This is a genomic window from Janthinobacterium sp. P210005 (genome assembly GCF_036231865.1).
Lineage (GTDB): Bacteria > Pseudomonadota > Gammaproteobacteria > Burkholderiales > Burkholderiaceae_D > Janthinobacterium > Janthinobacterium kumbetense.
Genome location: NZ_JAZARC010000002.1, coordinates 296,803 through 319,002 on the forward strand (window position 1 = coordinate 296,803; position 22,200 = coordinate 319,002).

The following is a 22,200-nucleotide window of genomic DNA, read 5'->3' on the forward strand; positions in this document are numbered from 1 at the left end:
AATAAAATCGAGAACTCGCTAGTTTAGACCTTGTGTTACAGGGGGTCAATCAGTTTACCGCTTTTTGCTATAAAAAAAGGCAAAAAAGCGGCACTTTTGTGGCATTTTGACTAATCTTTGGGGGCGGCGCGCGGGTGCCGGCACCTCGCAGCGCTTGATGATTTGGCATTCTTTCTCTACAACCAAGCATCGGGGCCACACATTCTTGTATGACCGCAAGACAACAAAAGGATTGATAATAGCGGACATTTTTCGCTGCCCTCCTTTATGCGCCCCTTGCTTCGCCCCGCCAATCTGTTCCTGCTGCTGACCTACGCCCTGCTGACGGCCGTGCCCTTCATCCCCGCGCTGCTGGGACGTGCGCCCGAGCATCCCTGGCAGATGCTCACGTTCGAACTGCTGGCCTGGCTGGCCGTCTGGAGCGTGTTCAAGCGCCCCGCATATTTCCACTGGCTGCTGGTGCCCGCCTTCCTGGCCCTGCCGACGGAAATCTACCTGTTCATCTTCTATGGCCAGGGCATTTCCACGCACCACCTGGGTATCATCTTCGAAACCAGCCCCAAGGAAGCGATGGAATTCCTCGGGCAAAAAGTATGGCTGATGGGCGCCGTCATGCTGAGCGTGATCGCCTGGTGCGCTGCCAGCTGGTTTGCGGCCGCGCGCACGCGCGACCTCGACTGGCGCGGCAAGACGCGCCCGGCCGCCTTCGTGCTGTTGCTCCTGCTGGGCGGCTTCTGGTGGTATGGCTACGAATTCGGTTTCGACGCCAAAGTCCTGCACAGCGCCCCAGCATCGGCCAAGGCCGGCAACTCGGCGGCCAGCGGCAAGGCGGGCGCCTCCGGCTTCGGCGACGCCAGCTCGGCCGATGACGAAACGGCCGAGGAAGACGAGGAAAGCAGCAAGCCGGAGAACGCCAGCATCGCCGGCGCCGACGAGACGGGCCTGGGCTGGCCCAGCCTGCCTCACTGGGCGCGCCTGCCCTACGCCTTCGACACCGTCAGCAATTCCTGGCCCTTCGGCCTGGCCGCGCGCGGCTTCGATTTCTACAAGGAGCGCAAATACCTGGCCGAACTGGGACAGAAAAGCAGCAGCTTCCGTTTCGGCGCGCACCAGCAACAGCCCGATCCCCATCCGGAAGTGGTGGTCATGGTGATCGGCGAATCGTCGCGCTACGACCGCTGGAGCCTGAACGGCTATGAGCGCGACACCAACCCGCTACTGAAACAGGAAAGCAACCTGGTGCCGCTGGCCGACGTCATCACGGCCGTTTCCGCCACGCGCCTGTCCGTGCCCGTCATCATCTCGCGCAAGCCGGCCACGCAAAGCCTCAAGGATGGCTTCTCGGAAAAATCCTTCCTCACCGCCTACAAGGAAGCGGGCTTCAAGACGTACTGGCTGTCGAACCAGATCTCGTTCGGCCAGTTCGACACGCCCGTGTCCGTGTTTGCCAAGGAAGCGGACGTGGTGCAATTCCTGAACCTGGGCGGCTTTACCAACAATTCGAACTTCGACCAGATCCTGTTCGATCCGTTCAAGAACGCGCTGGCCGACCCGGCGCCGAAAAAACTCATTGTGCTGCACACGCTGGGCAGCCACTGGAACTACAGCCAGCGCTATCCCAAGCAATTCGACAAGTGGCAGCCGTCGCTGTTCGGCGTCGACAAGCCCGTCTACACGGACACGGCCATCAAGCCGCAGCTGAACAACAGCTACGACAGCTCCATCCTGTACACGGACTGGTTCCTGTCGAACGTGATCGGCATGCTGAAGGACGATGGCCAGCGCACCGCCCTGCGCAGTTCTCTCGTCTACGTGGCCGATCACGGCCAGACCCTGTACGACGGCACCTGCCGCCTGGCCTTCCATGGCCACAACACGCAGTTCGAATTCCACGTGCCCGCCTTCGTCTGGTATTCGCCGCAATTCCAGCAGCATTATCCGGACAAGGTGACGCAGCTGCGGCGCCATCAAAAGGCGCGCCTGTCGACGGAAAACATGTTCCACACCCTGCTCGACCTGGGCGATATCCGTTTTGCCGGCGAACAGCCCGAATGGAGCATCGCCAGCCCCCGCTTCAAGCAGCACAAGCGCTACGTCGACAGCTATGGCTGGACCAACTACGACAACGCCATCATCCGCGGCGATTGCCGCGAAGTGATCGACAAGAGCACGCCGGAGAAACAGGAAAAGTAAGCGCGGCCATCAGGCCCGTTCGAGGACGCCGCCGCAATCGGCCGGCTGCGCCATGTGCGTGCTGAGCCAGTCGAAGACGCGCCCGGCCTTGTCCGCGATGCCGGCGTCAAACCCGCGCTGCGCCAGCAGGGCGATGCCATTCGTGGCCTGCAGCACGCCGGGCGCCAGCAGCAGCGCGCCCTTGTCACCACGGCGCACGCACCATGACGCCAGACAGTCTTCCAGCAAGGGTCCCAGCACGAGGTTGTGCGACGAGACGATCACCAGGTGCTCAGCGGCCAGGCTGTGCAGCACGGCGGCCGCCGCCGCCACCGATTCGAGGTGGTTCGTGCCGCGGAAGATTTCATCGATCAGGAACAAGGCCGGCGCGCCCTCGCTGGCCAGCGCCAGCAATTCGCGCGCGCGCCGCAGTTCGGCGATATATAAACTTTCGCCGCCATCGAGCGAGTCTTCATTCTGCATGCTCGAATACAGGGGCAGCAGGGGCACCCGGGCCGCCTGCGCATAGCAAAAGCCGAAGGCGCGCGCACTGATCAGATTGAGCCCCACGCCGCGCAACAAAGTACTTTTGCCCACCGCATTCTGCCCCGAAATGAAGGCGCCGCGGCCATCGAGCCGCAGCGACAGGGGCTTGGCGCCGTCCAGCAACGGATGCACCATCGCGTCGAGCGACAATTGGCGCGCATCGCTTTCCTGCGCCCAGCAAAACTGCGCGCGGCCGCGCACGTGGCGCGCCAGGGCCAGGTCTGCTTCCAGCTGGGCCACCCGGGTAAAGCTGTCGCGCAAAAAGGGCAGCTGCTGCGCCACCAGCTGGCGCGTGCGGAAATAGCGCTTGACGTTTTTCAGCAGGAGCCAGTCGCCATATTCGACCAGTACCGTATCGATGAAGGGCACGTAATGCAGCAGCGAACGCTCGATGGCCCGCGTCAGTTTTGCCACCTGCGCGCCCTCCACAGCCAATGGCAAGGCTGCCGGCACATCGAGCCGCGCCAGCGCGGCACGGGTTTTCAGCAGATAGCGCAAGGTATCGAGCGTGCGCTCCCACGCCTTGGCGCTTTCGTAAAAACGCGCCTGCACGGTCATCAGCGCCACGCAGGCGGCCACCACGCCGAACAGGGCTGGCCACCCCATCAGCCAGGTAGCGGCGATGGCCAGCAACAAGGCCAGCGGCACCAGCCAGAGCCAGGCACTCCACCAGGGCGCCGATGCCAGCGCCGCACCAAACAGGGTTGCGCACACTTCCGTATCAGCCTGACGCAAGGGCAGGCAGGCGCGCTGCAGGCTGGCCGCCTGGGCCGGATCGTCCAGCAATTGCCGGACGCGCGCAATGGAGGCCGGATCAGCCTGGCCGCCGCTCAGACGCCGGTGCAGCTCCTGCTGGCCGAAGATGCTGGTCTCGCGCGCCAACTGCGCCGCATACTGGTCGAGCAGCAGCTCGTCCCAGGTCTGCTCATCCAGCGCTGGCGCCTCGCCCGCCAGCCGCTGCAGCATTGCCACGTCGCTGCGCGCAAAAGGATAATCGAGCGCCGGCGCGAAGACACGGGCAGGGAAAAGTTGCTGGAGGAACGGATGCATGGCGCCTGTGGAGGAGTCTATGAAAAGTATATTCCCGCAGATGCAGGCGATTGCCAATTTATCAAGTGCAACCTGCGCGGACGGACATGCTGGACAGCGCGGACACGGCGGACAGCCGGACGTCAAATCTTTTCCCCATTAAAATCAAAGACTTAACAACTGGCACGGATCGTGCATTAAGAAAGGTATCCTTCACGAGACCTGACCATGATCCGCGATACTTCCTCCCAAGACGCCGTACTGTCCGCCCCGCCGGGCCAGCGCCACAAGCAACGCGCCCTGCTGCTGGCCGGCGCCGCCGTCGTCATCGGCGCCGCCATCGCTGCCGTTGCGGGCTGGCGCAACAGCGAACATTCCGTCAATGCCGACCGCCTGCGCATCGCCGACGTCACGCGCGGCACCCTGATCCGCGACGCCGCCGTGAACGGACGCGTGGTCGCCGCCATCAGCCCGACCCTGTACTCGACCACGGTGGCCACCGTCACGCTGAAAGCGAAGGCCGGCGACACCGTCAAGAAGGGCGACATCCTGGCCGTGCTGGAGTCGCCCGACCTGTCGGACGCGCTGAAACGCGAGCAGTCGAGCGTGCAGCAGCTGGAAGCGGAAGTGGCGCGCCAGCAGATCCTGGCCAAGAAACAGAAACTGCTGGCCCGCCGCGAAGCGGACACGGCGGAAATCGAGCGCCTGTCCGCCCAGCGCACGCTGGAGCGCTATGAAAGCGTGGCGCAGGTGGGCATCATCGCCAAGATCGATTACCAGAAGGCCAAGGATGCCTTGAATTCCGCCGAGATCCGCAGCAAGCACGCTTCGCAGGCGGCGGGCCTGGAAGGCGAGGACGTGACCCTGGCGCTGAAGACCCGGGTCAACGAACTGGAACGCCAGCGCCTGAGCCGCGACAATGCCCAGCGCAGGGTCGACGAGCTGACCGTGCGCGCGCCCGTCAATGGCTTCATCGGCACGCTGTCGGTGGCCAACCGCAGCGTGGTGCAGGCCAACACGGCCCTGATGACCCTGGTCGACCTGTCGCAGCTGGAAGTGGAGCTGGAAGTACCGGAAACGTATGTGGCCGACATCGGCCTGGGCATGAGCGCCGAGATCGAAACGGGCGCCATCCGCGCCTCCGGCAAGCTGTCGGCGCTGTCGCCCGAAGTGGTCAAGAACCAGGTGTTGGCGCGCGTGCGCTTCAACGGCGAACAGCCGGTCGGCCTGCGCCAGAACCAGCGCGTCTCGGCACGCCTGCTGATCGACGAGCGCCCCAATGTGCTGATGCTGGCGCGCGGCTCCTTCGTCGAAGCCGAAGGCGGACGCTTTGCCTACGTGGTGCGCGATGGCGTGGCCGTGCGCACGCCCATCAAGCTGGGCGCCACCAGCATCTCGGCCGTCGAGATTCTGGGGGGCCTGAAGCTGGGCGACAAGGTAGTGGTCGCCGGTACGGAAAATTTCGCGAACGCGGCCCGCGTCGCACTCAATTAATTTCAGTCAACAAGGAGGCTTCCCATGCTGCGCATGCAAAACCTGAGCAAGATCTACCGCACCCACATGATCGAAACGCACGCGCTGCGCGGCTTCGAGATCCACGTTCGCCAGGGCGAATTCGTCACCGTCACGGGACCATCCGGCTCCGGCAAGACAAGCTTCCTGAACATCGCCGGGCTGCTCGAGGAATTCACCGATGGCGAATACATCCTCGACGGCGTCAACGTCAAGGGCATGGACGATAATGCCCGCTCGCGCCTGCGCAATGAAAAACTGGGCTTCATCTTCCAGGGTTTCAACCTGATTCCCGACCTGTCGCTGTTCGACAACGTCGACGTGCCGCTGCGCTACCGGGGCTTCAACAGCGCCGAGCGCCGCGAACGCATCGAGGATGCGCTGGCCAAGGTGGGACTGGCCTCGCGCATGAAGCATTATCCGGCCGAACTGTCGGGCGGGCAGCAACAACGCGTGGCGATCGCACGCGCGCTGGCCGGCTCGCCGAAACTGCTGCTGGCCGATGAACCGACGGGCAACCTGGACACGCAGATGGCGCGCGGCGTGATGGAACTGCTGGAGGATATCAACGCGCAAGGCACGACCATCCTGATGGTGACGCACGATCCGGAACTGGCGCTGCGTTCGCAACGCAACGTGCACATCATCGACGGCCAGGTGTCGGACCTGGTGCAGCATGGCGCCACGCTGTCGGCCAGGCCACAGCACGCGACCGCCTAGGAGCCGCCATGTTGCACTACTATTTCAAGCTGGGCCTGCGCAACCTGCGCCGCAATCCCGCCCTGACGGCATTGATGGTGCTGACCCTGGCTGTCGGCGTGGCCGCCAGCGTGGCCACCGTGACCATCCTGCACGCCATGTCGGGCGACCCCTTGCCGCACAAGAGCGACCGCATGTTCGTGCCGATGATCGACGTAGTTCCCTTGAAAGGCTATACGCCGGGCACCAAGCCCAGCTTCGGCCAGGCGCAACTCGCCTATACCGATGCGAAGAACTTCATGGCCAGCAAGATAGGCATCCGCCGCAGCGTCATGTACGGCGTGGCCGGCCCCGTGGAACCGGCGCGCAGGGACCTCGGCGCCTTCCGGGCCCAGGGCCTGGCTCCCACACGCGATTTCTTTGCCATGTTTGAAGTGCCCTTCCTGTATGGCCAGCCATGGAGCGAGGCCGACGACGACAGCGGCGCCGACGTCATCGTCCTGAGCCGCGCCCTGGCGGAAAAGCTGCTGGGCACAGTCAATCCCGTGGGCCAGCGCGTGACGGTGCTGGGACGTCCCTATCTGGTCAGCGGCGTGCTCGCTCAGTGGGATCCCGTGCCGCGCGTGCACCGCATCATCGGCAGCAAGGGTGCTTTCGGCACGGAGGATGAATTCTTCATTCCGTTTGCCAGCGCCATTCGCCACGAAACGGGGCATGACGGCGGCATGGCCTGCAGCGGCGTCGAGCGCAGCCCCGGTTACCAGGGCATCCTGGCATCGGACTGCACCTGGCTGCAATTCTGGTTCGAAATGGCCAGCGCCGGCGAACGCAGCGAGCTGCAGGCTTATCTCGACAGCTATGCGGCCGAACAGCGCAAGCTGGGCCGCATGCCGCGCCATGCGCCCAACATGCTGTACGACGTCAGGCAGTGGCTCGATTTCCTGAACGTTGTCGACAACGACAACAAGCTGGCCACCTGGCTGGCCTTCGGCTTCCTGCTGCTCTGCCTGGTCAACACCATCGGCCTGCTGCTGGCCAAGTTCTCCGTGCGGGCGGCGGAAGTCGGCATCCGCCGCGCGCTGGGCGCCACGCAGCGCGACATCTTCCGCCAGTTCCTCATTGAGACAGGCGTCATCGGGCTGGCCGGCGGCGTGCTGGGCCTGTTGCTGGCCTATGCCGCCCTGGCCGTGGTGAGTTCGCAGTCGAAAGAGCTGGGCACCGTGGCGCACCTGGATGTCCCGATGCTGCTGCTGACGTTTGCCGTTTCCGTACTGGCGGCCTTGCTCGCAGGGCTGTTGCCCACCTGGCGCGCCTGCCAGGTCACGCCGGCCATGCAGCTCAAATCCCAATGACACCCACCTTTTCACAATGAGGCCCAACATGGAAATCCGCCCCATCCTGTCGGCGCTGATGCGCAACAAGACCGGCGCCGTGCTCGTCGCCGTGCAAGTCGCCATCAGCCTCGCCATCCTGGCCAACGCCTTGTACATCGTCAACCTGCGCCAGGCCATCGCCGCCCGTCCCACCGGCGTGGTAGCCGAAAACGACATCTTCTATGTCAAAGTCCAGAGCATGGACAAAGGCAGCCCGCAACGCCAGATAGCCGAGCAGAAGCGCCAGGCCGCGATACTGCGCGCCCTGCCGGGCGTGGTCTCCGTGGCGCAAACCACGCAGGCGGTTCTGTCGCGCTCCGGCAGCAGCACCAACGTCGCGGCCAAACGCGGACAGGCCGCGGCCAGCGCCAGCACCTCGATGTACGTCACGCCCGATTCGCTGGTCAAGACATATGGATTGAAGCTGGTGGAAGGGCGCGATTTCCATGCCGACGAGGTCCCGGAAATCAATGAAGACGTCGATGAAAGCTTCCCCAAGGTGGTGATCGTGACGCGCGCCGCGGCGCAAAAGATCTGGCCCGGCGAAACCAGCTTTGTCGGCAAACCCCTGTTCAATGGCACCGGCGACAACGATGACGAGATGCGCGTGATCGGCGTGGTGGAACGGCTGCAGACCCAGGTCGGCCAGGTCGGCGCCCAGGGCGAGTATTCGATCATCCTGCCGGCGCGCCTGACGGGCGGGCGCGATTCGCTGCTATTTGCCGTGCGGGCAGAACCAGGCCAGCGCGACCGACTGATGAAAGAGGCGGAACAAGCGATCCGCAAGTCCAGCAGCGAGCGCCTGCTGGTGCGCACGGATACCCTGGAACAGCACCGCAAATCACGTTATCTGGCCGACCGGGGCTTGTCCTGGATGCTCATCGCCGTCAGCACCCTGCTGCTGCTGGTGACGGCCAGCGGCATCGTCGGCATCGCCAGCCTGTGGGTCTCGCAGCGGCGCAAGCAGATCGGCGTGCGGCGCGCGCTCGGCGCGCGCCGCATCGACATCCTGCGCTATTTCCTGACCGAGAATTTCATGATCACCAGCGTCGGCGTGGCATGCGGCGTGCTGCTGGCATTGGGCTTGAACCAGCTGCTGGTAAGCCAGCTGGAAATGGCGCGCCTGCCGCCCGGCTATCTGGTGGCCGGCGCGCTGGTGTTCTGGCTGCTGGGCGTGGGCGCCGTGTACGGCCCGGCATGGCGCGCGGCCAGTATTTCGCCGGCCACTGCCACCCGCAGTACCTGAGCCGGCACCTGAGTGATATGCTGCGCGCATGCCTACCGTACTGATTATTGACGACAATGCCGCCGTGGCCATCGCGCTCGACGTGCTGTTCTCCCTGCACGAGATCGACGCCGTGCGCGCCGCCTCGCCCGAGGAAGGCCTGCAGCTGCTCGAACGCCACGCCATCGACCTGGTGGTGCAGGACATGAACTTCACGGCCGACACCACCTCGGGCGAGGAAGGCAGCACGCTGTTCCACGCCATCCGCGCGCGCTACCCGGACCTGCCCGTGGTCCTGCTGACGGCCTGGACGCAGCTCGACGCGGCCGTCGACCTGATCAAGTCCGGCGCGGCCGACTACCTGGCCAAGCCATGGGACGACCGGCGCCTGATCGCCAGCGTGCAAAACCTGCTGGAGCTGGGACAAGCCAACCGCGCGCTGCGCCAGCGCGTGGTGGCCGAGCAGCGCCAGCGCCACGCGCTGGAACACGACTTCGACCTACGCGGCATGGTGTGGCAAGACCCGGCCACCGAACGCGTGGTGCACCTGGCGTGCCAGGTGGCGCGCGCCGACGTGCCCGTGCTCATTTCGGGGCCGAACGGCAGCGGCAAGGAACGCATCGCCGCCATCGTGCAAGCCAATTCCCAGGTCGCCAGCGGTCCTTTCGTGGTGCTCAATTGCGGCGCCGTGCCGGTGGACCTGATCGAGGCGGAACTGTTCGGTGCCGAGGCCGGCGCGTACACGGGCATCACCCGCGCGCGCGACGGCAAGTTCGATGCGGCCGACGGCGGCACGCTGTTCCTCGACGAGATAGGCAACCTGCCGCTGGCCGGGCAAATGAAGCTGCTGCGCGTGCTGGAAACGGGACGCTTCGAGCGCCTCGGCTCGAACCGCGAGCGGCAGGTGAAAGTGCGCGTCATCAGCGCCAGCAACGCCGACCTGCCGGCGATGATCAAGGCCGGCACGTTCCGCGAAGACCTGTTTTACCGCCTGAACGTGATCGAACTGCGCCTGCCGCCGCTAGCCCAGCGCCCGCTTGACATCCTGGTACTGGCGCGGCATTTCCTGGGCAGCGAGAAAACGCTCGATGCGCAGGCGCAGGCGACCCTGCTGGCCCATGGCTGGCCGGGCAATGTGCGCGAACTGAAAAACGTCATGCAGCGCGCCAGCCTGCTGACGGCAGGTCCCGTGATCCGCGCGCAGGAGACGGGCTTGCCGCTGGCAGGCGTGCCATCGCTGCGCGCGCCGCAGGATGGCGCCGCGACGGAGCCGGACCGCGACAGCGTCACCGCGGCGCTGACGCGCGCGCAAGGCGTGGTGGCGCAGGCGGCGCAGGAACTTGGGCTGTCGCGCCAGGCGCTGTACCGGCGCATGGAACGCCTGGGCATCGCGCGCGGCTGATGGCAAACCGCCCCATGCGCCTCTCCCTGCTCACGCGCTGGACGGCGCTGATCGTTACCTTGCTGGTGCTGGGCATCGTCATCGCCCTGCTGCTCGCGCATTTTTTACCCGACCAGCCGCTGCTGGTGCTGGCGGGTACCCTGCTGTGCGTGTTGCCGGTGGCCGTCATTACCATCCGCGCCCAGCTGCAGGCGATGCTGTCGCTGTTTCGCGCCCTGAGCGGCACGGTCGCCAGCTACCAGGACGGCGACTTCGGCTTCAGCTTGCGCTGGCCGCAGAACGATGAACTGGCCGACCTGGTGGCGGCCCACAATGCGCTCGGCGACGTGCTGCGCAAGCAGCGCCTGGACCTGGTGCAGCGCGAACTGCTGCTCGACACCATGGTGCAAAACACGCCGGTGGCCATGCTGCTGGTGGCCGAGGGCAGCGCCATCGTCTACGCCAACCTGGCCGCGCGCCAGCTGCTGCATCACGGCCGCCGGCTCGAAGGGCGCCACCTGCCGGACATCGTGCGCGAAGCGGCGCCGGCCCTGGCCGAGGCGCTCGCGCGCCGCAACGACGGCTTGTTTACCAGCGGCGAGGGGGAACAGGAAGAGGTGTATCACCTGGCGCGGCGCAGCTTCAGCCTGAACGGGCGCAAGCACGAACTGCTGCTGTTGCGCCAGCTGACACTGGAACTGCGCCGCCAGGAAGTGCAGACCTGGAAAAAAGTCATCCGCGTCATCAGCCATGAACTCAACAACTCGCTGGCGCCGCTGGCCTCGCTGGCCCATTCCGGTGCCGAACTGGTACGCCGCGGCCAGACGGAACGCCTGCCGCAAATCCTCGCCACCATCGAAGAGCGCACGCGCCACCTGGAAACCTTCATCCTCGGCTATGCGCGCTTTGCCAAGCTGCCCGCACCGCGCCTGGCGCCGTGCGAGTGGCAGCCTTTCCTCGATGGCCTGGCCTCGCAGGCGCCCTTCAGGCTCGACTGCCCGCCGCCCGCGCAGGCGGCCGTGTTCGATGCGGCGCAAATGCAGCAGGCACTGCTGAACCTGCTCAAGAATGCGCTGGAATCGGGCTCGCGGGAGGAGCACATCGGCCTGCACGTCAGCCAGGCGCAAGGGCAGTTGCGCATCGAAGTGCGCGACCGCGGCCCGGGCATGAGCGGCGCCGTGCTGGAAAACGCGCTGGTGCCGTTTTATTCCACCAAGCGCAGCGGCACGGGCCTCGGCCTGGCGCTGGCGCGCGAAATCGCCGAAGCCCATGGCGGGCGCATCACGCTGGCCAACCGCGAGGACGGCGGCCTGGCGGTAACTCTAATTCTTCCCTTGCTGGACAGAAATTAGTTACTGGCGCAACGATTTTTCCATCACATGCTGCGCAATTATTTTTCAGTATTATATTGACAATTAGAGTTTTTAATATTGCAACATAACGAGCGCCATGCCCGTGTATTAGAAATAAGCTATTTAAGTTTGCATAATGATATAAAAATAGCTCATTGACAATGAAATGTCCTGGCGATAATTTATCTGAGCGGTACGGTTTTTTTGAAACATTAATCGTTTTTTCGCGGGGATAAAAATGAAACTGAAATCACTCATCGCAGTAGCACTCTTGAGCGCGGCTTCCATCGGCGTAGCGCAGGCGACAGCGTACAACGTGGACCTGATCAACACCACCGGCAACCTGTGGACGGGCGGCTTCAACGCCACGCCCGATCCGCTCGGCGCCTTTACCGACACCTTCACCTTCACGCCCGACGCCACGTTCGGTTCGACCGCGCAAGCCTTCCTGGCCAACCTGTCGGTCACGGGCAGCGATGCTTCGTCCATCAACTTCAGCAGTGCCAACCTGAACGGCATCGCCCTGACGGGCTTTGGCGGACCCACCGTCTTCGGCTATGCCCAGGGCGAAGTGCTAGCGCCAACCAACCTGCTGTTCAACGGCCCGATGGTCCTGACCGTGATGGGCAACAGCAATGGCGGCAGCTATGGCGGCACCTTCAACCTGAACCTGGCTCCCGTTCCTGAACCAGAAACCTATGGCATGCTGCTGGCCGGCCTGGGCGTACTGGGCTTCCTGGCACGACGCCGCAAGCAATCTTGAGCTCCCCACCAAAAAGACGCTGCGGCGTCTTTTTTTCAGCCGGCTGCTAAACTGGCGCCATGACGACCGACTTCACCTCCACCAGCCATACCGCTTTCAGCCACCCGGGCCACCCGCCTGCCACCACCACCGAACACCGCGGCATCCGCTACCTGCACCTGGGGACCAAGTGGGTGCAGGGCGCCATGCGCCTGGACAAACCCGACGCCATCGAGCTCGAATACGTGCAGATGATGATGATGTGGATGCTGTTCAAGACGCAGCCCAAACGCATCGTGCAGCTGGGCCTGGGCAGCGCCGCGCTGACCAAATTCAGCTACCGCCGCTTCCCCGACGCCACGGTCACGGCCATCGAACTCAATCCGAACGTGATCGCCATCTGCGGCGCCCAGTTCGCGCTGCCGCCGAATGACGCGCGCCTCGACGTGTGCGAAATGAATGCGCTCGACTTCGTGCTCGATCCGGCCAACCACGGCACCGTCGATGCGCTGCAAGTGGACCTGTACGACGAAGACGCGCGCGGCCCCGTGCTCGACACGCCCGAGTTCTACCAGGCTTGCTTCGACTGCCTGACGGACGACGGCATCATGTGCACGAATGTCTTCGGCGACTTCCCCAACTACGACAAGAATCTGCAGGCGATGGAGCTGGTTTTCGACGCCGTCGTCTGGGTGCCGGAAATGGAAGATGAAAACATCGTCGTGCTGGCCTTCAAAAAATCGCCGTCGCTCGACTTCAGCGATTTATACGAACGCGCCGCCACCATCAAGAAGCAGTTCAACCTGCCCGCCAAGAACTGGGTCAACGGCTTGAAGCAGTGGATGCAGGACCAGCAATAAGGTAGCTGCATCACGCCGGCAGCAGTCCGCCCAGGCGGCGCGCCAGGCCATCCATGTTCTCGGCCGGCACCTGGGCATAACCGAGCAGGAAACCATTCCAGCCCACTCCTTCTCCCGTGCCATGCGCGGACAGGGCCAGCGCCACGATGCCGTCCTGCGCGGCGCTGCGGCTCAGCGCCAGGTCATCCCATGCGCCATCATGGAAACGCAGCGCCAGGTGCATGCCGGCCGTGCCGCCATGGATGGATGCGCCCGCGCACGCATGGCGCTGCAGCGCCTCGCTCAAGGCATCGCGGCGCTGGCGATACAGCCGGCGCATGCGCCGCACGTGGCGCGCAAACAGGCCGCTGCGCAGGAACTCGGCCAGCGCCAGCTGTTCCGCCACCCTCCCCCGCGCGGCACCCTGCGCCTGCATCTGTGCGAAGGCCCCGGCCAGCGCGGCCGGCACGACGATAAAGGCGATGCGCAAGGCGGGAAACATGGTCTTGCTGAAGGTCCCCAGGTACACGACGGGCGCGTCGGCCACCAGTCCCTGCATCGCGGCCAGAGGTGGGCCGCCATGGCGAAACTCGCTGTCGTAATCGTCTTCGATAATCAGGGCGCCGGCCACGCGGGCGCGTTCGAGCAGCGCCATGCGGCGCGCGGGACTGAGCACGCTGCCCGTCGGATACTGGTGCGACGGCGTGGTGTAGATGAGGCGCGGCGGCGTGTCGCGCCAGTCGTCATCCGTCGGTGCGATGCCGTCCATGTCGACCGCGATACCGGTCACCTGCAAGCCCGCGCCACGGCCCGCCGCCAGCGCGCCGCCATAGCCTGGATACTCGATCCACAAGGTGTCGCCCTGGTCGGCAAAGGCGCGCAGGCAGACATCGAGGCTGCTTTGCGTGCCGTCCGTGATGAACACCTGGCCCGCATCGCAGACGACGCCGCGCGCGGCGCGCAAATGCTCGGCAATGGCCATGCGCAACGACGGCTCGCCGGCCGGGTCGCCGTAATTGAGCTGGCGCGGCGTCAGCGCGCGCCAGGCGCGGTCCAGCATGCGCCGCCACTGCGCCAGTGGAAACTCATCGAGCGCCGGTACGCCAGGCGCAAACGCGCCCATGGCGTCGACGGGAAACACGACCGACGCATTCACATCCTGTCCCGCCACGCCGCGCAAATGCCGCGCGCGGCGGGACAAGCCACCGTTGCCCCCTGCCGCAGGCGCGGCCGCCGGCACACCGGCGCTGCCGGCGACGACGGTGCCGCGCCGGTCCGGCAAGACAAATCCTTCGCTGGCCAACTGCTCGTAGGCGTACAGCACGGTATTGCGCGCCAGTCCCAGTTCGGCCGCCAGCACGCGCGTGGCGGCCAGCCGCGTGCCGGGCGCCAGCTGGCCGCCGCGGATCGCCGCGCGCAGGCATTCATGCAGCAGGCGCTGGCGCGACCAGCCCCGCCCGCAGTGCGTGCGCTCGAACGCATTCAGCAGCAAAGCGAAGTCCATGCTTCCCCTTCATTGTGGCTCTAAATTATTTGTCGGTTCTGGATCTTTTTTCAGGGCCAGATGCCGATTATAGTGCGGCCTGCTTCTTCAACCAACGGGACTTCCACCATGACCGCTACCGCCCTGCCCCCCAGCCCCCGTACCCGCGTGCGCCGCGTCGCCGAACTGGCCAGCTATGAACAGACCACCCTGCACGCCATCCTCGATGCCGCCTATCTGTGCCATATCGCCTTCCGCGACGACAAGGGCAGCCATTGCATCCCGACCGCCTGCTGGCGCATCGACGGCCACCTGTACATCCATGGCTCAAACGGCAGCCGCATGCTCAAGCAGCTCTTGCTCGACGGCGACGCGTGCGTGACGGTCAGCCATCTCGACGGCCTGGTGCTGGCGCGCTCCGCCTTCAATCACACCATGAACTACCGCTCGGCGATGGTGTATGGGCAGTTTGAGAAAGTCAGCGACATCGGCCAGCAGCATGCGGCCATGGACGCGCTGATGGAGAAGCTGGCGCCGGGACGCCTGACACAGGTGCGCGGCGGCAGCGCCAAGGAGTACGCGGCCACCACCGTGCTGCGCATCGCGCTCGACGAATGCGCCGTCAAGCAGCGCACGGGCGGCCCGCTCGACGATGCGGGCGACATGGCGCATGCCGTCTGGACGGGCGAACTGCCCTTTACGCACGGCCGTGGCGCGGCCATCGCCGATGCGCTCAACACCTGCGACATACCCGCGTATGCCGCCGCCTGGGGTACGGAATCCGCTTGACCGGCCAGCGTGCTTGCCCGATGATCGGCGTTGATGGCGATCGCCACCAATTGACCAACCGATCCAATCACGCATGGAGCAAATGATGATGAAGCGAGTATCCCTGGCCACGGCCCTGACGGTCATGCTGGCCTGTGGCGGCAGCGGCGCGGCGCTGGCCGCCGATGCGGGCGACGCGGCCCTGAAGGCGGCCATCGCCGGCAGTGCGCGCACGCCGGCCAACGCGCTGCGCGACAGCGCCCGCCACCCGTATGAAACGCTGGCGTTTTTCGGCATCAAGCCGACCATGACGGTGGTGGAGCTGGCGCCCGGCGGCGGCTGGTACACGGAAATCCTGGCGCCCTACCTGCGCGACCACGGCAAGCTGATCGCCGCCGGCAACGACCCGCAGTCAAGCAGCGAAGGCGCACGCCGTGGCGCGGCGCGCTTCCAGCAAAAACTCGACGCCAATCCGAGCGCTTTCGGCAAGGTGGAACTCGGCGCCTTCGCGCCTCCCACCACCTACCGCATCGCCCCCAAGGGCACGGCTGACATGGTGCTCACCTTCCGCAATATCCACAACTGGATACCGATCGGCGACGAGGGCATGCAGACCCTGTTCAAGGAAGTGTATGACAGCCTGAAACCGGGCGGCGTGTTCGGCGTCGTCGAACACCGCCTGCCGGCGAACAAGGCGCAGGATGCCACGGCCAGCAGCGGCTACATGCACGAAGCGTATGTGATCAAGCTGGCCGAAAGCGCAGGCTTCAAACTGGCGGCCAAATCGGAAATCAACGCCAATCCCAAGGATACGGCGGACCATGAGGGCGGCGTCTGGGCACTGCCGCCCACCTACGCCAACAAGGATGTGGAGCGCGCCAAGTACACGGCCATCGGCGAGAGCGACCGCATGACCCTGAAGTTCGTCAAGCCATAGCGTAAAAAAGGCCACCTTGCGGTGGCCTTCTGCTTTTACTTCTTGCCTTCCTTCGCCTTCACCGGCACCAGGCTCAAGTCCTGGAAGTCATAGCTGAAATCCGTCTCGGCCGACACGGGCGCCATCTTCACGCGGTCGATGCTGCCATCGGGATTGAGCGAAAACGTCACGTACGCATCGGCGTTGAAATTGCGCTCTTTCCAGCGCACGATGAAGGTGTCGTGCTGCCAGTGTTCCAGCTCGCCCGTCAGGTCCGGCGTGCGCGTGAAGCTGAGGATGTGTTTTTTTCCTTCCGGCTTGATCACGACCTTGCCATACCAGGCATCCTCGTACTCGCCGTCGTACGCCGCCAGCGACAGCGACGGCTGCGATTTGGCTGCGCGCGTGCTCGACGCCGTGCCCTGCTTTTTGACTTCCTCGGCATGCTGGTCCTGCTCCACCTTGGCCACCAGCGCCAGCCAGTCCGACGGCGCCGCCTGCAGGTAATGGTCGAGGATGCGCCATTGCAGCGCCGTCATGGAACCGCCATTTTCCGCATTGGTCAGAATGGCCACGCCCAGCTTTGCTTCCGGCACCATCACCACGCGCGAATAAAATCCCTGCAGCGCGCCGCCGTGCATGGCCACTTTCATGCCCTTGTAGTCGCGCAGCTGGAAGCCCAGGCCATATGCGCTGAAGTTCGGTTTCGTCGCGGCCAGCGCCGGCTTCGGCTCGGCAATCTTGATCGGCGTTTGCGCCGTCCACATTTCGCGGCCCTGCTTTTCGCTGAACAACCGCGCTTCCTTGCCGTCCTTGTTCTTCACGCCGGCGATCTTGCCGCCGTCGAGCAGCACCATCATCCACTTGGCGATATCTTCCGCATTCGTGTTGATGCCGACGGCGCCCACGGCGTTCGGCACGGGCATGGACTTGACGGCGGTGATCTTGCCGTCGATCTTGCTGTGCGCACTGGCGACGTCGGGCTTGCCCGCGTTTTCAAGCAGGCTGGTGGTGGTGCCCGTCATGCCTAGCGGCGCCAGGATGCGCTCATGCATGGCCTCGCCCCAGCTCTTGCCCGCCTTGTCGGCGATGATCTTGCCGGCCACGATATACAGCAGGTTATCGTAGGCATAGCTGTTGCGAAAACTCGTGGCCGGGCGGATGTAGCGCAGCTTCTCGATGATCTCGTCGGTGCTGAAGGTGGTGGTCGGCCACCACAGCAAGTCGCCCGCGCCCAGACCCAGGCCGCTGCGGTGCGTCAGCAGGTCGCGCACGGTCATGGCGCCCGTCACGTAGGAATCGTGCATCTGGAAGCCGGGCAGGTGCTTGGTGACGGGATCGTCCCAGGCCAGCTTGCCATCGTCGACCAGCATGGCCAGCGCGGCGGCCGTGAAGCCCTTCGAGTTCGATGCTACCTCGAACAGGGTCTGCGCATCGACAGCGGCCGGCTCGCCGAGTTTACGCACGCCAAAGCCCCTGGCGGTGACGACCTTGCCGTCCTTGACGATGGCGATCGCCATGCCGGGCACGTCGAACACTTTCAAGGCGGTGGCGACGTCGCGGTCAAGGTCGAAGGCGGGCGCCGGCGCGGATGCGGCGGCAGCGACGGGTGCGGCGTCAAGAGCCAGCACCGGCACGGTGATGCTGGAAAACGCCAGCACGATGGCGGCGGCGAGACGATTCATGGTATGCATGGTCAGGATGTCCAAAGAAGGTTCAATGCGCTTGCGCGGCCATCAATTTATCGACGCTTTCCTGCGTCACCGGGTGGTAGCGTTCGCGCGCCTGCGCATACACGTCCTTGGCCCAGGCATGGCCCTGCGGCGTCTTCATCAAGGCGCTGTACAGGGGCACGACGAACTTCTGGCGGCCCACGCTCATGAGGAACGCCTGCAAGGGCTGGCGCACATCGTAGCCGGCGTTCACGGAGGCCAGATAGAAGCGGTACGCCACTTCATTGTTGCCGCTCTTGCCCACGCCGTAGACCTGATCCAGCTCAAGCAATTGCGCCGCGCTGGCCTTGTTGTTGATATCGTTCAGGAAGTGCATCGATTCGATGGCGATCCACTTGTCCATGCCCAGGTCCTTCGTCGCCAGCTCGCCTTTCAGCCAGGCGTCGCGGTGCTGGTCGAGCAGCGCCAGGCGCGGCGAGACGACGTGCTGCGCGCTGGCCGGCACGCCGGTGCCATACAGCCATTCATCGAGTTCCGCTTCCGGCATGACGTCCGGATGCTGCGCCAGCAGGTTCTTGCGCAGGTAGGCGATGAACTGCTCCGTCGTCACGCTCTGGAACGCGTGCTGGTCGAACCAGCCGCGCAGGAAAGGATCGAATACTGCGCGGCCGGCACGGCGCTCCATGGTGGCCAGGAACCAGGCGCCTTTCGGGTAGATGATGCCGTCGTCCGTGTACGTTTCCGCCGGATTGGCGTCCGCATCGCGCGTGATCAATGCCGTTTTCGCTGCCGGCAATTCCTTGATCGAGGCCGCCAGTTCTTCCTGGTCGACCTGCACGCCCATCTGCGCCACTTCGCTGCCATAAAGCTGTTCGACGATGCGCGTCGTGACGTAGGTGGTAAAGCCTTCGTTGAGCCACATGTGCTTCCACGACGCGTTGGTGACCAGATTGCCCGACCACGAGTGGGCCAGTTCATGCGCGATCAGGTCGACCAGGCTGCGGTCGCCCGCGATCATGGTCGGTGTGAGGAAGGTCAGGCGCGGGTTTTCCATGCCGCCATAGGGGAACGATGGCGGCAGCACGATCATGTCGTAGCGGCCCCAGCCATACGGACCGTACAGTGCTTCGGCTGCCTGGATCATCTTTTCCGTGTCGGCCAGCTCGTATTCGGCGGCCTTGATGCGCGGAGGTTCCGCATACACGGCCGAGCGGGGGCCGAGTTTACGCACTTCCAGTTCGCCGATGGCGATGGCCAGCAGGTACGAAGGAATCGGCTGCGGCATCCTGAATTTCCAGCCGCCCTTGCCCGTCGCCTTTTCATCATTCTCGGCGCTCATCACGACGCGCATGCCCGCTGGCGCATCGATGCGCGCGCTATAGGTAAAACGCACGGCCGGCGTATCCTGCGACGGCACCCACGAACGGGCATTGATACTTTGCGACTGGCTGAACATGAAAGGCAGCTTGCCCGACATGGTCTGCTGCGGCGTGAGCCACTGCAGCGCGATGGCATTGGGGGCCGTGTGATAGTAGACGCGCACTTTGCCCGGCTGGCCCGAGGTGGTGATGCGCAGCGCCTGGCCCTTTTCCGGGTCGGCCTTGTCCAGCTGGTACGGCGCCATCTGCCATGCGCCACGCTTGTCCTGTACCTGCACCTTTGCGATCGACAGATCGCGCGTATCGAGCACCAGAGTGCGCGCCGCCGGGTCGATCCAGTTCAAGGACAGCTCGGCATAGCCAGAGAGCGTCTTTTGCTTGAAATCCGCTTTCAGGTCCAGCTGCAGGTCGCGCGTGCGCACCTGGTCGTAGCGCGCATAGCTGAGGGGATCGGCGTGCGCGGCCAGGGTCACCTGGCAAAGTAGCGCACAGCCCAGCGCGCGCAGGAAGGTCAAAGTTTGCATGGTCGTCTTTTGAATGATTTGCGAAAGCCCCGGTCCGTGTGCGCCGGGGCGTCGCGCAGAATAGCACTTCCGGCGCAGACCTGGCAGAAAAAGCGCCGGACTGGCCGGCGCTGTTTCCCTATTTTGCTTCCGGCCTGGCTTCGGCCTTGGCCTCGGGTGCCTTCAGCGGCACATTAAAATCCTTCATCAGGTTGTTCTTGTCGCGGTCCTGCTTGAACAGCTCCAGGCGCGATGGCGTGATTTTTCTCGGCCAGGCGTTATTGCTGATGTCGATGTCGGCCGTCTCCCAGTACGGGTCCTGCACCAGCCCCACCATCGGCTCGTCCGTGATGATGACCTTGCTAATCTTGTGCGGCGAGTAGCGCCACACTTCGGCCGGCACCCGCTCGATGATCTTCTTGCCGCTTTTCAGTTCGATTTCCAGGATCAGCGGCATCACCAGGCCGCCGAGATTCGAAAAATCGACCAGGTACAGATGCTTTCCCATGTTGTGCTGTTCCAGCAGCTTTCTCTCCCATGGCTCCAGCGTTTCCTGCTCCTCCGCATAGCTGTTGCGGTCCTTGTTGGTGACCGTGAATTCGTCGTGCCGGTTATAGAAATCCTTCAGCGCAGGATCGAGGTCGATCTTCTTCGGCAGCGCCTTGTTGCGCTGGTCCGAGATCGATATGGGCTGCGCGGCCTTCTGCGTCTTCTTCCACGCTTTTTCGATTTCCGGATTCTTCGTGCTCACGCCATATTCGCTGATGCCGTCGATGCTGATGTCGACCGCGTCAGTGGTATAAAACCAGCCGCGCCAGAACCAGTCCAGATCCGTGCCGGAAGCGTCTTCCATGGTGCGGAAAAAGTCGGCGGGCGTGGGGCGCTTGAACTTCCAGCGCAAGGCGTACTGCTTGAAGGCGAAGTCGAACAGCTCGCGCCCTAAAATGGTTTCGCGCAGGATGTTGAGGGCCGTGGCCGGCTTGTCGTAGGCGTTCGCCGTGAACTGCAGCAAGGACTCGGAGTTGGTCATGATGGGCACCTGGTTCTGGCTACGCATGTAGTCGACGATCTTGCGCGGCTCGCCATTCCAGGACGGAAAATGCTCTTCCCACGCCTGCTCGGCCAGGTACTGCAGGAAGGAATTCAAACCCTCGTCCATCCACGTCCACTGGCGCTCGTCCGAGTTGACGATCATGGGAAAATAATTGTGCCCCACTTCGTGGATGATCACGCCGATCAGGTCATACTTGGTCGTCTTTGAATACGTGCGTTCCCCCGTTTTCTTGTCCTTCACGGGGCGCCCGCCATTGAACGAAATCATCGGGTACTCCATGCCACCCACGGCGCCATTGACGGACATCGCGTTCGGATACGGATAGTCGAAACTGTACTTGTTGTACTGCTCGATCGCGTGCACGACGGCGCGCGTGCTGTACTGCTGCCACAGCGGATTACCCTCGTTCGGATAGTAGGACATGGCCATCACGCGCTTGCCGCCGCTATTCAAACCCTGCGCATCCCAGATGAACTTGCGGCTCGACGCCCACGCCACGTCGCGCACATTGGCCGCCTTGAAGTGCCAGGTTTTCATGCCCGTGGCTTTGCCCTTTTCCGCCGCCAGCGCCTCTTCCGGCGTGATCACCAGCAGCGGCGTATCGCTGTTTTTCGCCCGCGCCAAGCGCTCGCGCTGCGCCGCGCTCAACACGGCGGCAGGATTTTGCAGCTCGCCCGTGGCAGCCACCACATGGTCACCCGGCACCGTCAGATACAGCTCGTAATCGCCAAACTCCAGCGTGAATTCCCCTGAGCCGAGGAATTGCTTGTGCTGCCAGCCGACGGCGTCGTAATACGCGGCCATGCGCGGAAACCACTGCGCGACCTGGAAGATCGCGTTCTTGTCGTCTTCAAAATATTCATAGCCGGAGCGCTCGACCAGCACCTTCTGGTCATTGATACTGTAGGACCAGTCGATGCCAAAGCTGATGCTCTGGCCGGGCGCCAGCGCCACCGGCAAATCGATGCGCAGCATGGTCTGGTTGACCACATACGGCAGCGGCTTGCCACTGGCCGCTTTCACGGCGGTGAGCTTGAAGCCGCCGTCAAATTCGCGGCCCGCATGGATGGCGCGCAAGTCCTCGAATTTCAGCGCCTCCTCTTCGCTGCTGCTGAGCCAGGCCTGGCGCGACGGCGCGCTCAAAACGCGGCGCTGGTCGGCGTCCTTGCGCAAGCCATTCTGGTCCAGCTGCAGCCACAGATACGCAAGGCTGTCGGGCGAGCGGTTGTGATAGGTGATCTGCTCGCTGGCCGTGATTTCGCGGCGCGCTTCGTCCAGGGTAGCGCGGATTACGTAATCGGCGCGCTGCTGCCAGTAGGCGTGGCCAGGCGCGCCGGACGCCGTGCGGTAGGCATTCGGCGTGGGCAGCAATTCTTCGAGCTGGCGGAACTTGTCGTCGAAGGACGCGGCGGCGCACAGGCCGGACAAGGGAGCAAACAAGGTCAAACACAAGGCAAGCAAGCGGACAAGGACCGGCATGGCGCATTCCATCTGGGAGTCGTGGACAGACTGCATTCTAAGTCGAGTCTGTTTGCAAATCGATCATTGTTGTCG

At 64.1% G+C, this 22,200-nt stretch carries 16 protein-coding genes; 11 read left to right on the forward strand and 5 right to left on the reverse strand.

The genetic code is table 11. From position 1 onward, the window contains the following. Window positions 1-267 precede the first annotated feature (267 nt). A complete protein-coding gene (locus VPH40_RS11390; RefSeq protein WP_328573480.1) occupies window positions 268-2,193 on the forward strand; it encodes a phosphoethanolamine transferase in 1,926 nt (641 codons plus the stop codon). 9 nt (window positions 2,194-2,202) lie between these two features. On the opposite strand, the gene VPH40_RS11395 is transcribed toward VPH40_RS11390, so the two are convergent. Next, on the reverse strand, window positions 2,203-3,768 hold the full coding sequence (locus tag VPH40_RS11395) for a MutS-related protein (RefSeq protein WP_328573481.1): 1,566 nt from the start codon (window positions 3,766-3,768) through the stop codon (window positions 2,203-2,205). Between the two features lie 207 nt (window positions 3,769-3,975). On the opposite strand from VPH40_RS11395, the gene VPH40_RS11400 reads away from it, so the two are divergent. The 8 genes from VPH40_RS11400 to VPH40_RS11435 all read left to right on the forward strand — a co-directional run bounded on the left by VPH40_RS11400 (window position 3,976) and on the right by VPH40_RS11435 (window position 12,891). Next, the gene (locus VPH40_RS11400; RefSeq protein WP_328573482.1) at window positions 3,976-5,241 is read left to right on the forward strand and encodes an efflux RND transporter periplasmic adaptor subunit; all 1,266 of its coding nucleotides are present in this window, start codon (window positions 3,976-3,978) and stop codon (window positions 5,239-5,241) included. 24 nt (window positions 5,242-5,265) lie between these two features. Continuing rightward, on the forward strand, window positions 5,266-5,979 hold the full coding sequence (locus tag VPH40_RS11405; RefSeq protein ID WP_099665745.1) for an ABC transporter ATP-binding protein: 714 nt from the start codon (window positions 5,266-5,268) through the stop codon (window positions 5,977-5,979). 8 nt (window positions 5,980-5,987) lie between these two features. After that, window positions 5,988-7,310, forward strand: a complete 1,323-nt coding sequence (locus VPH40_RS11410; protein WP_328573483.1) for an ABC transporter permease — start codon at window positions 5,988-5,990, stop codon at window positions 7,308-7,310. A gap of 28 nt (window positions 7,311-7,338) precedes the next feature. Further along, complete coding sequence (locus VPH40_RS11415) at window positions 7,339-8,577, forward strand: ABC transporter permease (RefSeq protein WP_289899533.1); 1,239 nt, start codon at window positions 7,339-7,341, stop codon at window positions 8,575-8,577. Window positions 8,578-8,605: 28 nt separating this feature from the next. Continuing rightward, entirely contained in the window at window positions 8,606-9,958 is a 1,353-nt protein-coding gene (locus VPH40_RS11420) for a sigma-54-dependent transcriptional regulator (protein ID WP_328573484.1), read from the forward strand. Further along, the gene (locus VPH40_RS11425) at window positions 9,958-11,289 is read left to right on the forward strand and encodes a sensor histidine kinase (protein ID WP_442906638.1); all 1,332 of its coding nucleotides are present in this window, start codon (window positions 9,958-9,960) and stop codon (window positions 11,287-11,289) included. The genes VPH40_RS11420 and VPH40_RS11425 overlap by 1 nt, the downstream gene beginning before the upstream one ends. Window positions 11,290-11,527: 238 nt before the next feature. Further along, window positions 11,528-12,052 carry an FxDxF family PEP-CTERM protein gene (locus VPH40_RS11430; protein ID WP_099665750.1) on the forward strand — a complete coding sequence of 175 codons (525 nt, stop codon included), beginning with the start codon at window positions 11,528-11,530 and terminating at the stop codon, window positions 12,050-12,052. A 59-nt stretch (window positions 12,053-12,111) separates the two neighbouring features. After that, complete coding sequence (locus VPH40_RS11435; protein ID WP_328573486.1) at window positions 12,112-12,891, forward strand: spermidine synthase; 780 nt, start codon at window positions 12,112-12,114, stop codon at window positions 12,889-12,891. A gap of 10 nt (window positions 12,892-12,901) precedes the next feature. Here VPH40_RS11435 and pdxR read toward each other — a convergent pair whose 3' ends face one another. Continuing rightward, a complete protein-coding gene (gene pdxR / locus VPH40_RS11440) occupies window positions 12,902-14,374 on the reverse strand; it encodes a MocR-like pyridoxine biosynthesis transcription factor PdxR (RefSeq protein ID WP_328573487.1) in 1,473 nt (490 codons plus the stop codon). A gap of 108 nt (window positions 14,375-14,482) precedes the next feature. Between pdxR and VPH40_RS11445 the strand changes: the two genes are divergently transcribed. Continuing rightward, entirely contained in the window at window positions 14,483-15,142 is a 660-nt protein-coding gene (locus VPH40_RS11445; protein ID WP_442906639.1) for a pyridoxamine 5'-phosphate oxidase family protein, read from the forward strand. Window positions 15,143-15,230: 88 nt separating this feature from the next. Next, window positions 15,231-16,058 carry a class I SAM-dependent methyltransferase gene (locus VPH40_RS11450; protein WP_328573489.1) on the forward strand — a complete coding sequence of 276 codons (828 nt, stop codon included), beginning with the start codon at window positions 15,231-15,233 and terminating at the stop codon, window positions 16,056-16,058. Between the two features lie 35 nt (window positions 16,059-16,093). Here the strand turns inward: VPH40_RS11450 and VPH40_RS11455 are convergent, their stop codons facing one another. From VPH40_RS11455 to VPH40_RS11465, 3 genes are all read right to left on the reverse strand, one after another. Continuing rightward, a complete protein-coding gene (locus VPH40_RS11455; RefSeq protein ID WP_328573490.1) occupies window positions 16,094-17,731 on the reverse strand; it encodes a serine hydrolase in 1,638 nt (545 codons plus the stop codon). 22 nt (window positions 17,732-17,753) lie between these two features. Beyond that, the gene (locus VPH40_RS11460; RefSeq protein ID WP_305053823.1) at window positions 17,754-19,613 is read right to left on the reverse strand and encodes a M1 family metallopeptidase; all 1,860 of its coding nucleotides are present in this window, start codon (window positions 19,611-19,613) and stop codon (window positions 17,754-17,756) included. Between the two features lie 118 nt (window positions 19,614-19,731). Next, complete coding sequence (locus VPH40_RS11465; protein ID WP_328573491.1) at window positions 19,732-22,125, reverse strand: M1 family metallopeptidase; 2,394 nt, start codon at window positions 22,123-22,125, stop codon at window positions 19,732-19,734. Window positions 22,126-22,200: the final 75 nt, after the last annotated feature.